This is a genomic window from Desulfobacca acetoxidans DSM 11109 (assembly GCF_000195295.1).
Taxonomy (GTDB): Bacteria; Desulfobacterota; Desulfobaccia; order Desulfobaccales; family Desulfobaccaceae; genus Desulfobacca; species Desulfobacca acetoxidans.
In genome coordinates this window covers 1,373,667-1,387,846 of sequence record NC_015388.1, presented here as the reverse complement: position 1 = coordinate 1,387,846, position 14,180 = coordinate 1,373,667, and the positions used below count along the sequence as shown (strand labels likewise).

Genomic DNA, 14,180 nt, shown 5'->3' with positions numbered 1-14,180 from the left:
CTTATCTATACTTTCTTAAACGCGGTCGGTTAGTGATCTTCTCTTCCAACTGCAAAATACCCTCTAAGAGGCCTTCGGGCCGGGGCGGGCAGCCGGGAACATACACATCTACCGGAATGATCTGATCGGCCCCCGGCACGATGGCATACTGCCCTTCATACAGGAAAGGCCCGCCGGAAATGGCGCAATTGCCCATGGCAATCACCCACTTGGGTGCGGGCATCTGCTCATACAGCCGGATCACCGGATCAGCCATTTTCTTAGAAATGGTTCCGGCCACAATCATCAGGTCGGACTGGCGGGGCGAAGGCCGGAAGACGCCCGCCCCAAAACGGTCCAGATCAAACCGGGAGGCGCCCGCAGCCATCATCTCAATGGCACAACACGCCAACCCAAAGGTTATGGGCCAGAGCGAGTTTGCCCGGCATAGGTTTAAGACTTCTTCCAGAACCGCAAACTGGATCAGCGGCTCTCCGGTTTTCTTTTCCACGAAAAAACCCCCCTGCACCAAGCATATACAATCACCAGGGATAGGATGCCGATGAAGAGAAAAATTTCAACAAAGTCCCGCCAGACATATCCCTTGCCAAAAGCCAACAGGACCGGAAAGAGGAAAATCACGTCCACATCGAAGGCCAGAAAAATCAATGCAAAGAGATAATAGATGACGGCCACCTGCACCCAAGCGCTGCCAAAGGTGGGAATGCCGCACTCATAGGTTTCGCTCCGGGAACGACCGAAGCTGCGCGGCGCGACGAAGTGGGCAATTACTAATGGTCCGAAGGCGAAGCCGGCGCCCACCAGAAGAAATATGAGCACATAAGCGTAATCGTGCAGAACCGAGGTAATATCCACCTGTACCTCCATACCGCAGGTCATGATGTTTGTGAAAACATTCTTTATGGGTATAGCAAGCATATTCTTCATTGTCAAGCATCTAAATTTTGTTTGTGGGATTTTTTTATTTGTGACTTTTTTAATTTTAGAAAGGCAGCACGATCATTGAGTCAAGCGGCGTGAGCGGATATAATCGGCTTGTATAATAATATTATGAGGATATGCATGGTATAGTTATATTATAGAGATGGTGTAAACGAGGCCGCGGCTCATTATCCTGGCATTCTTTTTCTGCTCGGCCTCGATGGCTTCGCCCGGGCCATAGGTTTATCCAGGCATACTATCGCTGCTGACGCATGCCTGGGTAATGCCAAGAGGTTGAGCAACCTTATGGGACAGTGCAGCTCTAGTTCAGAATTTGGTATTGATCCCCAGCCAAAAAGTGCGCCCCGGCCCCGGGAAGCCGCTCTGGCTTTCATAGTTTTTGTCAAGGAGGTTGCTTAAAAACGCAAAAGCCTCAAGATGATTGCCTATAGGCTGATTAATCTGAGCATTGAGTAAAAAATAGCTGCCGGTCTTCAGTGCCTCGGTGGTCGGACTGGCCGGAGAAGGAAGTTGATCCCACTGCCCGGCCAGGAACATGCCCTCCAGGTGCAGGCGGGTGGCCAGCCGCGGAACTCGGTAGTTGATGCCCAGATCTATTTTATTCTTGGGAACTCCGATCACATAATCGGTGACCCGGAATGTACTCCTGTCTTTGGCCTGCATGAGGGTATATCCGAGCCTCAGATTGAGGTCTTGCCGGGGGATCAGCTTGCCGACCAGCTCCAGGCCGTAGATCTCGACCTGGGCATAGTTGCGATACAGGGCATCCGGGTAGGGGGCGTCGCGGCTGATACGGTTTTCGATGTCGTAAAAAAATATCGATGCCTCGCCTGAGGCCCATTTACCAAAAGGCCGCGTTAGCCCCAGGGTATAGTTGATGCTTCTCTGGGGCTTCAAATTCACATTGCCCCCCTTGGAGGAGAACAATTGCTGCAAGGTAGGAAAGCGAGTCTTGCGGGCTATCGAACCGTAGACCCTGGTCTGGTCAAGAAAAGAGTAGCTGACGCCTACCATGGGGTTGAGGGCGTCCTTGGTGTTGCCGGTGGGAAGGCTCTCGGTATACAACCAGTTCCCCTGTTTATCGGTGATGTTGTGCTCGGCCTTATCCACCTGGAACCAGTCATAACTCAGGCCAACAACTACTGGGAGCCGATCCAGGGGACGCCATTCGTTTTCCACCGCCACCGAGCCGGTGTATGATAAGGATTTTGCAAAGGGAAGATAAACATCGTCCCGTTCCTCGTGGGAGTCGCCCCGGAAATGGAAGGCAAAGCGCAGGCTGTCCCAGGACACTGGGTCCAGGTCTGCAAACAGGGAGGTCCCGGCAATATAATCCTGGTAGGTGCTAACCGCAATCGGATTGATCATATTCAGGTCGGGGTAGGAAACAAAGTCGTCTACATGGTTATGATAGAAAAACTTTGCCCGCAATCGGATGATATCGTTTACTCTGTGCTCTCCGTTCAGGTCCATACCCCAATCCCGGTATTTGTCCATCCGGGCAAACCGGGAAAAAGATGGCCGTTTGGGAAAGATGATCACTTCCCGGGTAGAGACGGGAAAGCCCCAGGAAGAATCGATAAAATAGGAACTGAGATAGCATTTGGATTCCGGTCCCAGTTCTATTCCGGCCTTGCCCCAGAGGCTGGTCTGTTCGAGGTCCGAGTTATTGCGTTGGCCGCCATCCTCCAGGATGGCATTTGTAGTGCCTCCCGGCTTCTTGATAATCTTACCGTCGCGGGGTGTAAAGCCATCGGACATCGGCCAGCCATCCATACCTCGGCGGCTGACGTTCAACCAGTACTTAAATCTGTCCAGGCTATTGCCGTGGGTAGCGGATACATGATAGGCGCAGTCACTGCCGGCCTCGCCGGTGCCGGAAAAGGTTGCCCGATCTCCGGCAGTCTTGGTGATGATATTGATCACCCCGCCCATGGCACCGGGGCCATAGAGCACCGAAGGAGCGCCCTTGACCACATCGATGCGGGCGATCATATCCGTGGGAAGCTGGTTCAGGTTCAGCTTGCCGTAATTGGATTCATAATAAGGCACCCCATCAATGAGGATCAGGGCTTCATACTGTTGAAAGCCATGAATCCTGATATCCGGCTCATTCTTAAAACCCGTGGTCACGGTTACGCCGGGGATATAGGATAAGGCTTCGGGCACGGTAAGACTGTGCGTCTCCTTGATATCCTGGGCGCTGAAGGTGCTGATCGTGGTCGTTTGGCTGCTGGCATCCTTTTCTCCCGAAATTACCACTTCGCCCAACGTGAAAACCTGATAGTCGGGAGACTCTTTCTGGTCTTGGGCCAAGACCGCCTTAAAGAGGCAGAAAACCGATAGAATAGCCAGGGTAACCACCGGAAACAGTTTTTTCATGACGTAATCTCCGTAATTTAGAGTGAGTTGCGGCAATCGGACTCCTGATCATTGGTTGGCAATGTACTTCCTCGCAGGAAGGCTTTGACGGTCAACAGCAGGTAGACTACGATCCAGGCAAAGTAAAAGGCGAAAAAGAAATTGGTCAACGGATTGGAGACAACGGCCAGTACGGCACCCACCCGGTTCTTCTCCCCGGTGTCAGCGCGGAAGAAGTCTGACAGGGTCACCCGTATCTTCCCTGCCAGCAGTGGTTCCAGCATACGCAGGTCGCCTTCAGCCAGCTTCTGCGGACCCTGCCAGATTGAAAGCCTTACCGTGTTCTCCGCCCGGTTGAAGACCTCTCGGGTGTGGACCCGGCGACCCTGGCGGTAGGTAAGGTTGAGAAAGGCAGGATCATTGACAAAATGCACCCGTTCGACGGTGATAAGAAGGTCTCCGGGAAAGGTTTTGCTTTGGCCGGACAGCAGCTTGACCCCCTCTTCCTTAAAACCCATAGTCATCTGGGAAAGATGCCCTAAAAGAATCAGGAGCATGAGCACATGAGCCAAGAGCAGGAGCCAGGCGTGAAAACGAGATTCATTCTTCAGACGGGGGAGAAGTTTGGTCCAGGTGCAGGCACACAAATTGAGCATCAGAACCGCTACGGCGGCGCACAGCCCCAAAAACCAGACGGTCAATACCTTCGAGCCCGGTCCTCTGCCCCACTCCGTCAGCAGCCAATCCAAGAGCAGCCCGTCATCCATCCTATTCATGGCAGTGGCGTAAGGCTCCACCTGGGCCAGGACGATGCCCACGGCAAGAAAGAGCACTACTGCACTCAAGGCATACAAGGTCAAAACGAGGGAGGAAAGCCGCTTCAGTTGCATTTGGTTGTCTCGGTAATGACATGCACCAGATAGGCGGTCATGGATAGGAAACCGGGCAGGCTGTAGGCCAGACGCAGGATCTGGGGTCTGACCGCCAGCTTCGGGGGCAGATGCAAGGCGGCGCTGGCCAGGAGAAAGATCATGGTGGACTCAAGAAAATTGCGGCTCCAACGCCAGTAGTCTCCCCGCCAGACGAGACACCAGTAAAAGCCCGATGCCTCACCTACCAGAAACAGAGCCGTGCCCAATATCAGAAAACGACGCGATCTGCTCACCATGGCTCGCCTCGTCTCGGTATCCTGGGAGCCGCGGGGCCAGGACAGCGCGGTCAGGGAGGAATAGATCAACAGCGCCATAGAAGAGAGGCGGCAGAAAAAGAAGGATCTCGTCCAGCCGTATTCGTAGATAAACCAATCGGGATTTACCTGGCGCGGCATTATCACCAGGATCGCCAGCAACAACGCCGCTGTTCCCCAAGACACCGCGGCCAACAGCGGACTGGCCTCTTTCCCGAACAGGGAAGTCAAAGCCAGGAAGGACAACACCAGAGCCATATAAGAAAAAGACTCAAAGGCCCCACTGAGAGGAGGCCGGCCGATCTGCAGGCAGATGCCGGCGACCAGGAACAGGCCGGCCAACAGGGCCAGAAACCCCATGACCCTGACGAGAGGTAACCGGAAAAATCTTACCGAAACCGCCGCCAAAACGACAAAACCACAAAATGCCCAGAATGAGACCTCAATAAAACATTTCAATTCCATTTTTGCTCTCCACTAGAGTTCTTTGGCACACCCGGAGGACGGTTCGCATGGTTTAAGGCACCGTCTTGTTAGGGAATTATGGCCCTAGGCGGGGGCACCCCCATAAGACCTGCGGGATTTAGCCAGTAACTTCTTGAATAATAACAATTATTCTATTAGAATATGTGAATATTAGCACTATTTATGTATGTCTTAAAAAGCATATTAAAAATCAAATGTCAACCATAATATTCATTCCCCTTTAGTTGCCTTAGCCCCCCGAAGGGTAAATCAGGTTTTTGGGCTGTCTCCGGGAAATTGAAGGACAGATTATTCGGTTGTTGGTATAATATCTTCGGGTTAGGCGGTCGATGCTTGCATCCGGGTCAACAATTCCTTGTTGGATTGGAATCTCTTACCAGCATATTTTCACCTTTTTGGGCACGACGCACTGCTGCAGAGGTTCAAAAAATATATTCTCTCCCTCACTGACCAGGAGCTCCGGGAACTTGCCGCTTCCGACTCGTTCAGATAGGAAATGGACGCGCTCTGCCGGTCCCGACTCTCTTTTTTTATTGCCGATGGCCGTCTGGATCTTGATCTGGTCGTAGATTTCCTGGAGACGTTCAATGCCATGATCGATCACCAACCCAAGCCTTTTAAAAAGCTCATCGATCAAAAAATGAAATTATGATTAGCTCAAAAGAGGTGGAGGGGAAAGATCTAATGCTCGATATCATTGAGGAGGCAGCATTTAGAGACCGGAGTTATGTCTTTTCGGATCGGGTGGCGGCAGGACGGCTTCTGGCCCGAAAACTGGCTGATCTCACCCTCGGCAAGGCCGTAGTGTTTGCCATTCCGGCCGGAGGAGTGCCAGTGGCGGCACAGGTGGCTGGCGCTCTCCGACTGCCTTTAGACCTGGTTATTGTCCGCAAGATCCAAATCCCTTGGAGTTCCGAAGCCGGTTTTGGCGCCCTGGCACCGGATGGGAAGGTTATTCTCAATGAACCGCTGGTACAGCGTTTGGGTTTGAGTAAAAACGAGATCACATCCCAGATTGCCAAGACTCGCACCACCCTGGAGCAGAGGGAAGCGCTTTTTAGGAGTAACCGGCCGTATGGCGATCTGCAGGGATTGGAGGCCATTGTGGTGGATGACGGTCTGGCTTCGGGTTTCACCATGTTGGCCGCCCTGAGATTTTTAAAGAAGTGCGGTTCTGACAAGATCATCGTGGCGGTCCCTACAGGGCTCCTGGACACAATACAACTGATCCGGCGGGAAGTCGAGATGGTGGTTTGCTTGAACGTTCGCCAGCGGCGGCCTTTTGCGGTTGCTGCGGCCTATCGAAATTGGTATGATGTAACCGATAGCGAAGTCTTAACGATCCTGCAGAAATTTCAGTCTTTATCTTCCAAGGCAAAGGATGGCGACAGCGCTCCTCCCGGATAAGCTTGACCCGCAGCGCCTGGCGTTCGATATTGACGGCGTGGTGGCTGACATCATGACCACTTTTATCGATCTGGCCCGTGAACGCTATAAACTGCATCATCTGCGTTATGAAGACATCGTGGATTTCGATCTGGCGCGTTGCCTACAGATGGATGAGGCGGTTATCTGGGAAATTCTTGAGCTGCTGCTGAACCGGCCGGATGAGCTGGCGATAGCGCTCATGCCTCATGCGGCTCCGGTATTGACGCGGTTGGCCAAAGAAAATCCCCTGCTTTTTGTCACTGCCAGGGACAGGGCCGAACCCATTTTCAACTGGCTGATTAAAAATCTGCCGGAGGCATCGCCAACGGCTATCCGGGTGATTGCCACCGGAGATCCGGATTTGAAATTAGACTACCTGCAGACCCACAAAATTGCTTATTTTGTAGAGGATAGACTAGAGACCTGCTTTCAGCTCGCCCACCACGGCATACAACCGCTGGTATTCGATCAGCCTTGGAATCGTCGCCGCCACCACTCTTTCCCGGTGATTTATAGCTGGCGGGATTTGGACCGAATCTTGTTTTAGGAGAGGCGCATGGACCGCCCACTTATTCCCGGCAGCCGTATCTTTGTGGTGTTACATGGCCACTTTTACCAGCCACCGCGGGAAAATCCCTGGATTGAGGAGATCGAGTTAGAAGAGAGCGCCTATCCCTTCCCGGATTGGAATGCCCGCATTACCCGTGATTGCTACACTCCCAATAGCTGCGCCCGTATCCGGGACGATGACCTTCACATCTTAGATATCATCAATAATTTCAGCTATATTAATTTTAACATCGGTCCTACCCTGCTCTCCTGGTTGGAGGTGAACGCCCCGGCAACATATCAACGTATCCTGACGGCTGATAGAGAGAGTCAGGTCCGGCTGGGATTTGGCAACGCCATAGCCCAAGCCTATAACCATGTTATTCTGCCGTTGGCCCATCCCCGTGACCTGGAGACGGAAATTATCTGGGGGCTAAAGGATTTTAGCCACCGTTTCCAAAGACCGGCCGAGGCCATGTGGCTCCCGGAGACCGCAGTCAATCTGGCGGTTCTGGCGGCGTTGATTGAGCATGGCATGAAGTATGTGATACTTTCGCCCTGGCAGGCGCGGCGCCTACGCCCTCTAGGCGGTGGAGCCTGGCAGGAGGTCAACGATGGTTCGATTGACCCGACCCAGCCCTACCGTTGTTTCGTACCCGCACCTGACGGGAAAACCGGCAAGCGGTTTATCGACATTTTTTTCTATGATGGGCAGAGTGCGGCGGAGCTTAGTTTTGGGGAATTATTATCTGACAGTAACCGATTATTGAACCAGCTTGCTTCAAAGCTATCTTCCGCGGCGGGTCCCCAGCTTCTGAATGTGGCCACGGATGGAGAGACTTTTGGACACCATAAACCCTTCGGCGAAATGGGGCTGGCCTACGCACTGGCCCGGCTCTGCCCCGAACGAGGCTGGAGCGTCACCAACTACCGGGCCTACTTAGAGGTCCGGGCACCGGTCTATGAAGTAGAAATCTCGTTGGGTCCCCAGGGTGAGGGTAGTTCCTGGAGCTGTGCCCATGGGGTAGGACGCTGGCAGCGTGATTGCGGCTGTTCCACCGGCGGCCAGGCGGGATGGCGCCAGAGTTGGCGGGCGCCATTGCGGCAGTCCTTCGATTTCCTTAATGAGAAGCTGGCTCAGATTTTCACTCAGGCAGGCGGCCGATACCTGGCCGATCCCTGGGCAGCGCGCCACGATTACATCGACGTTATCCTGGACCGGAGCGAAGAAAGCCGCGAAGCTTTTTTCAGCCGCCACGGCATTCCCGATCTGAAGAGTCAGGATCGCATCAACGTACTCAAACTCCTGGAGATGGAGCGGCATGCCTTGCTGATGTACACCAGTTGCGGCTGGTTTTTTGCCGATTTGAGCGGTCTTGAGACCTTGCAGGTGATGAAATACGCAGCGCGCGCTCTCCAGTTGGGACAGGAGTTTGTCAGCGAAGACCTGGAAACGCCTTTTCTAGCCATTCTGGACCGGGCCCGAAGCAATATCAAAGAGCTGGGCAGCGGTCGAGATCTCTATCTGACGAAAATTCGCCCCTCGGTGATCACTTTTCCTAAGTTAGTCAACCAATTTAGCATCTCGCTGCTCCAGAATCGGACCCGTCAATGCCAGTATTGCATTTACCATTACCGCTCCGAACTACTGAATTACGAAGAAAGAAGCCACGGCGGGCTTGACCTGTCTTTCGGAAGGGTCAAACTGACCTCAGGAGTGACCCAGGAAACTAAGATATTGGGGTATGCCACTCTTTTCTTAGGAAGTTATCTCTACCGCACTCAGGTAAAAGAAGGCCAGACAGCGGCAGGATTCGCCGACATGGTGGTGGAGTTGTGTAATGCCCTGGAAGACGCCCCCGAGGATATCACCGGCGCAATGGCCAGCTATTTCGGCCCTGACTACTATACCGTACGGGACATGTTTAAACGGGAGAAGCGAGACCTGTTTCAAACCCTGCTGCAAAAAGTCCGGCAGGAAGCGGAGAGCCAGTTACTGCATGCTTTTAGCGCCGTAGAGCCGCTGTTGTTTACCATGTCCGAGGAGGGACTGGTCATTGCGCCCCTGTTCCGGCTGGCAGCTACCGCCACAATCAGCAAAAGGGTAGCTGAGATTCTGGAGGCTTGGGAAACGGGCGAAGAGAAGCTGCAACCCAAATGGGCGTTGGCCGAGGTTATTAAGGCAGCCAAAATCTTACAGATTCACCTGGTGGGGGATCCCGCCGCCAAGAAAATGGCAACTATTTTAGAACAGCGGTTGGCAGGTTTGGCCAAGGATTTGACCCTGACCAGGGCCCAAGAGGTACGGGGTCTCCTGACGCTCGCCGCTCAACTGCCCCTGGATATCGATCTTATGGAGGCCCAGAATGTCTTTTTCCAGTTCATGGAGGAGCTTTCCCCAAAACTGGCCGCCATGAGCCCCAGAAGCAAGTCTTACCCCAAGGGTCTGGCAACCGTTTTACTGGAAATCGCCTTACACCTCAAATTTAACCCGGCTCGGTGGCAGACGCACCTGCTTGCCGCCCCTTAACAATCCGGATTTATTATGAGCAGGGCGAGCGGCACCATGTTGGCCAGAGAAGACCTTGATGGACAACGACTATGATATTGTAAATGACCCGGAAGCCAACATCCTCTACCAGAGATGCGAGGATGTCGACGGGGCTCTCTGGGAGGCCCTGGCTGCGGCTGATCCTGCCGAGGTGACGGACCGGACTATGACCCGCCACCAAGGTGATACTTATTGCCTGCCGTTTTTGAATCAAGAGCTGCTTATCCAGCCGGCCAAACGCCGACTCTGGTTGAGCGATCAGAAGACCACGAGGGAACCAGAATTTCAACTCTGCCTTACTGCCCTGCTGTTTCTTCTAAAAGTTGACGCCGCCCGGCTCTCTTCCCGCCAGGTCAGCCCCAAAGAATATAAAGGCGGCATAACGTTTTTTCAGGGACCGCATATCATCCCCACTACCCGCCTGGAGGCCAGGTTCGGCACCGATCGCTCTCTCTTTCTAACCGCCGGTCGACGTCTAGGCGGAAAAGAGCTGGCGCAAGGAGATGCCGCCGTAGCCCTGACGCCTTATCCGAACCTGAAGATTGAGGTTATTTTGTGGTTGGGAGATGAAGAATTTCCCCCCCAGGTGGTCCTCACGGCCCCGGCAACACTGGAGCGTTTCTGGGCTCTGGACGGCGTCTGGGCCTTATTGAACGTCGTCGCCCGGGAGTTATGGCGGGCAGGTAAAGTTTAGGGCACATACACGACTCGCCCACTGCTCACCGCTCACTGTTTTTATATAAGTTCACATGTTCTCAAGAACACAACGAAGCATAAAAACAGAATCGTGGCGGCTGCTCACAATAATGTTTTTGCTGCTCACGGCTCACAGCTCACGGCTCACTGTTTTTATACAAGTCCACATGTTCTGCCGAACACAACGAAGCATAAAAACAGAATCGTGGCGGCTGCTCACAATAATGTTTTTGCTGCTCACGGCTCACGGCTCACTGCTCACTGTTTTTATATAAGGTTTATCTGCTCTCCTAACGAATAGTGGCTCAGCGCCCTACTGACCGGATCTAAGGAAGAAGTGCGTTTTTGACACCCCGAACACAAACGTGCTAGAGACGGCATCTCACCCCTAACCCCCGCTCGTGGGGCGGAGGATCAGGGTGCTTCCGGAGGAGACTCTAGGAATGCCAGATTATCGTTGCCGTAATCTGTTCGATGCAACCTGGTTACAGGTTAGTGCGGGTACTTGACCTCGAAGACGCGCTTGGCGACCACGAAGGTATTGATATAATAGGGCTCTTTCAGGTCAGTGATAGTAACACCAGTCCTGCGGCTTGAGGCGTGGATCATCTTACCGCTGCCGAGATAAATGCCGACATGTCCGATGCCGCGGCCCCCACGGCGGAAAAAAAGCAGATCACCCGGCAGCATCTTGGAGAAATCCATCTCCGAAGTAATAGTTTTGCCTACCTGCGCCTGTTCACTGCTAGAGCGCGGCAGGTCTACCATAAAGTTATGGCAGACATATTGCACAAAGCCGGAACAGTCGGTCGAGGAACCGGTCATCAGGCTCGCCCCCCGACTGTATGAGGCGCCTTGATACCTTTTGGCCAAGGTAAGGACCAGATCGTTAAAATTCCACCTCGGACAAATCGGGGCATTTTCCCCCGACAAGGCGGAATAATCATCGTTGCTCCGGGGTATAGGCGCTACCTTCCGGTCATCCGTGATGGTCGGCGCGTAACTACCCGACGGTTTCTTGGGGCGCAAAGGTTCCAGGACAAAACGGCCATCCCTCTGCGGAATTATCTTCATCAGGGGACCCGTTTCACCAACGCCAGCGCGATAATATTTCGGGATAAAATCGCGCCCCTCTTGCTGGCCATTGAGTGGTGGTTCGTAAGTTCTCCGGTCCCGGTAATAGCGGCTGCTGCGGCTACGAGAGCTGTACTTCTTGCTGCTCTTCACCTTTGCCTTGGCAGTGACACGGGAAGGTTTCTTACGGGTTGATTTGGCGTGTGCGTCGCTGAGAAAATACGGACACAATACCAGAGCCAAGCTTATGGTAGTGCCAAGAATAAGCCGACCCACCATCATAGACCTCCTTTCGGCAAGACCATGATTTCAGTCAGGGTTAGGGGTTACAAGCTTGTTGCCAAGAGACGATATGAAAAAATATGATGCCGAGGTAATTCTTTGTGACCAAAGTGCTTGTCGCCCCTAGATTTCATATTCTGGCCTTCTGGCCCAAAGTTTTGTCATACTTATTACAAAACGAGATAAAAGTCAACCATTTTCTAAATAAATTATAGTCTATCGAATCTTCTTTATTAATAATCACGATTACTTGATGCAACAAAAATATTGATTTAACATAATGCCCAGCCGATATTCACAAGAGAACAATATATTTCATCAAGAATAATTTATGACCTGGATAGCAAGCCTGGACCAACAGCAGATGATCTTTACAATCTATTACGTGCTTTTTTAAGAATGACAATTGCTGTAGTTATATTTATTACCTGCAAGACACTTGCGTACCCTGAAAATTGGCGTTGGAGCATTCCGGAAGGCGGGAGGCGCTCCGCTTTCCCGCCCTTAGGCACTGCATCCGTAGCGGGTCTCAGACCTGCCCCTACCGCATGACTAACCAGAAACTGGAAACTTGTTTCCTGAGTATAAACATAGAGTTTGGGAGAAGCCGACAAAAAAATTACCCCTCATCTTTAGCTGTAAGGTAAAATAGCTGTAAACCGCTATCAATCGGCGTAGATGCAAGAATGACAGATATCCACCTAACGGAACTAGAAAGACAACTGAGATACAGTTTTAAGAACCGGCGCTGGCTGGAGCAGGCCTTGGTACACAGCTCCTACGCCTATGAATTTCCCCTGCAGGGTCCCAGCAACGAGCGCCTGGAATTTTTCGGTGATGCGGTCCTGAGTTTATTTATCAGCGATTTCTTAATGGAATACTATCCCCAAGCCGGGGAAGGACTGCTCTCGCGTTGGCGAGCCTCTCTGGTCAACGCCCGACATTTAGCTGGGATTGCCCGAAGTTTGGATTTGGGAGGTCATTTACGGTTAGGTCGAGGAGAAGAACAGCAATCCGGCCGGCGCAAACCGTCGGTGCTAGCCGATGCTCTGGAAGCGGTGTTAGCGGCAGTTTATCTGGACGGAGGCTTTGCAGCCGCGCGAGGTGTCGTTAAACTGTTATTCCAGGCAAGTTTGACCCGACTGGAAGACAAGGCTAGCATGCAGGATTTCAAGACCTTATTGCAGGAATATGCCCAGAAAAACTTGAAAGTCACCCCAACTTATCGGGTCGTGACGGCAACCGGTCCGGCCCACGCCAGAACCTTTGAGGTAGAGGTGTGGCTGGCTGATCAGCCTTGGGGACGTGGACAGGGTAAGTCCAAAAAACAGGCCGCTCAGGAAGCCGCCCGGCTGGCGCTCGCGGTCTTGGAGAAGGATTAACCATTGCCAGGAGTTGTTTGGAATAGGTCAGAACAACATCTCACTGTTGCTGGCATTGTTGGCACAAGCCGAAAAACTGCACTGAAACTGACTCTATCTTGAAACCCTCGGGCGAGGCGTCCGGCAATGGAATATCGTCGGGCCAGGACCAATCGAAGTCTTCCACTTTATGGCAGCGGGTACACACGAGGTGGGCATGAGGGGCAACATTGCCGTCATATCGGGCCACTTCATGAAGCGGATTGATCTTGGTAATGAGACCCAGCTGACAAAAAGTCTCCAAGGTTTTATAAACCGTATTGAATGAAATCATCGGCAGATGCCGGCGTACTTCCTGATAGATACTATCGGCACTAGGATGATCATAGCGGGAGATTATATTCTTCAGGATCTCAAGCCGTTGCGGCGTTACAGAGATATGCTGCTCTTTCAGACAGTTAACCAAACGGTCCATAGAATACTTCATAGTCAATTTTTATCCTATAATAATTATTACTGTCAAGGATGGCCGATAGAATTCTTTCCACGTATGCTAATAGATTGAAAGTTGACCGCTGAACGTGTAGGTTTAAGGCATGATTCGGTTAATAATAAGTATGGATCAGAGTTCTGGGCTCCGAGATTAAAATAGCTAGAAACACACCCTCTAGTTATCGAATAGCCAGGGTTATTATGAGCTTTTCACGGGACGCGAAACTCTCAGATTTAATAGTAATAATTTACGCCAACCATGCCAAAATTTGAGTTGACGCCACGATTTTCATCATAGATTCCGGCATTAGAAGTATGCCGAAACCGGTACGCCAAGGTAAGGGCAAAGTTGCCGACAATCTTGATGTCCAACCCTGCTCCGATCTGGGGACTGAAATTGAAAACATGGGCGTAGGTAGGAGAGTCGATATTCTCCCAGACAATCCCGGCCCCGCCCTCAATATAGCCCAGGACCCGTGAACTCAGGGGATAGCTGACTTTTAACAGGGGAGTAAATCCCAGCTCCCAACCCGAGTGGCCGGCCTCCAGGACCCCGATGACACCTTCGATAACCAAAGAAAGCCGGAGATTACCTAAAACAGAATTGCCCGGCTGGGTCAGGAAGATGCCCCAGCGGGGTAGCCAGTCATAAAAACGGACGGTTTCCCCGGCATTATACGTTTGGCCATAGCCGAATCGCAGGCCCATTTCGTACCGGGAGTCTCCAAAGGCCGGAGCCGCGGCGCTTGATTGCGCAAATCCCATAATCCCA

At 52.3% G+C, this 14,180-nt stretch carries 14 protein-coding genes; 5 read left to right on the top strand and 9 right to left on the bottom strand.

The features are described from left to right. Position 1: 1 nt before the first annotated feature. The 6 genes from DESAC_RS05965 to DESAC_RS05940 all read right to left on the bottom strand — a co-directional run bounded on the left by DESAC_RS05965 (position 2) and on the right by DESAC_RS05940 (position 5,582). Positions 2–490 (bottom strand): NADH-quinone oxidoreductase subunit B, encoded by a 489-nt coding sequence (locus tag DESAC_RS05965; protein ID WP_013706174.1) that lies wholly within the window; start codon positions 488–490, stop codon positions 2–4. After that, the gene (locus tag DESAC_RS05960; protein ID WP_237671374.1) at positions 463–879 is read right to left on the bottom strand and encodes an NADH-quinone oxidoreductase subunit A; all 417 of its coding nucleotides are present in this window, start codon (positions 877–879) and stop codon (positions 463–465) included. Before DESAC_RS05960 ends, DESAC_RS05965 begins: the two co-directional genes overlap by 28 nt. A gap of 369 nt (positions 880–1,248) precedes the next feature. Then, positions 1,249–3,324, bottom strand: coding sequence for a TonB-dependent receptor plug domain-containing protein (locus DESAC_RS05955; protein WP_013706172.1), 2,076 nt, complete (start codon positions 3,322–3,324; stop codon positions 1,249–1,251). Between the two features lie 17 nt (positions 3,325–3,341). Then, positions 3,342–4,193 (bottom strand): hypothetical protein, encoded by an 852-nt coding sequence (locus tag DESAC_RS05950; RefSeq protein WP_013706171.1) that lies wholly within the window; start codon positions 4,191–4,193, stop codon positions 3,342–3,344. Beyond that, complete coding sequence (locus tag DESAC_RS05945; protein WP_041283830.1) at positions 4,184–4,954, bottom strand: hypothetical protein; 771 nt, start codon at positions 4,952–4,954, stop codon at positions 4,184–4,186. The genes DESAC_RS05950 and DESAC_RS05945 overlap by 10 nt, the downstream gene beginning before the upstream one ends. 394 nt (positions 4,955–5,348) lie before the next feature. Next, a complete protein-coding gene (locus DESAC_RS05940; RefSeq protein ID WP_148231195.1) occupies positions 5,349–5,582 on the bottom strand; it encodes a hypothetical protein in 234 nt (77 codons plus the stop codon). Positions 5,583–5,659: 77 nt separating this feature from the next. On the opposite strand from DESAC_RS05940, the gene DESAC_RS05935 reads away from it, so the two are divergent. From DESAC_RS05935 to DESAC_RS05920, 4 genes are read left to right on the top strand one after another with little or no spacing between them, the layout of a single operon-like run. Next, positions 5,660–6,382: a phosphoribosyltransferase gene (locus DESAC_RS05935; protein WP_013706169.1), complete on the top strand. Its 723-nt coding sequence runs from the start codon at positions 5,660–5,662 to the stop codon at positions 6,380–6,382. Further along, on the top strand, positions 6,357–6,950 hold the full coding sequence (locus DESAC_RS05930) for a 5' nucleotidase, NT5C type (RefSeq protein WP_013706168.1): 594 nt from the start codon (positions 6,357–6,359) through the stop codon (positions 6,948–6,950). The genes DESAC_RS05935 and DESAC_RS05930 overlap by 26 nt, the downstream gene beginning before the upstream one ends. Before the next feature lie 9 nt (positions 6,951–6,959). Beyond that, positions 6,960–9,482, top strand: a complete 2,523-nt coding sequence (locus DESAC_RS05925) for a DUF3536 domain-containing protein (RefSeq protein WP_013706167.1) — start codon at positions 6,960–6,962, stop codon at positions 9,480–9,482. A 58-nt stretch (positions 9,483–9,540) separates the two neighbouring features. Then, on the top strand, positions 9,541–10,197 hold the full coding sequence (locus DESAC_RS05920; RefSeq protein WP_013706166.1) for a DUF3786 domain-containing protein: 657 nt from the start codon (positions 9,541–9,543) through the stop codon (positions 10,195–10,197). A 494-nt stretch (positions 10,198–10,691) separates the two neighbouring features. Here the strand turns inward: DESAC_RS05920 and DESAC_RS16870 are convergent, their stop codons facing one another. Further along, a complete protein-coding gene (locus tag DESAC_RS16870; RefSeq protein ID WP_083800226.1) occupies positions 10,692–11,555 on the bottom strand; it encodes a C40 family peptidase in 864 nt (287 codons plus the stop codon). A 686-nt stretch (positions 11,556–12,241) separates the two neighbouring features. Here DESAC_RS16870 and rnc point away from each other — a divergent pair. Beyond that, a complete protein-coding gene (gene rnc / locus DESAC_RS05910; protein WP_013706164.1) occupies positions 12,242–12,937 on the top strand; it encodes a ribonuclease III in 696 nt (231 codons plus the stop codon). A 40-nt stretch (positions 12,938–12,977) separates the two neighbouring features. Here the strand turns inward: rnc and DESAC_RS05905 are convergent, their stop codons facing one another. Then, entirely contained in the window at positions 12,978–13,391 is a 414-nt protein-coding gene (locus DESAC_RS05905; RefSeq protein WP_169311511.1) for a Fur family transcriptional regulator, read from the bottom strand. A 251-nt stretch (positions 13,392–13,642) separates the two neighbouring features. Beyond that, on the bottom strand, positions 13,643–14,116 hold the full coding sequence (locus DESAC_RS15125) for an acyloxyacyl hydrolase (protein ID WP_169311510.1): 474 nt from the start codon (positions 14,114–14,116) through the stop codon (positions 13,643–13,645). Positions 14,117–14,180 lie beyond the last annotated feature (64 nt).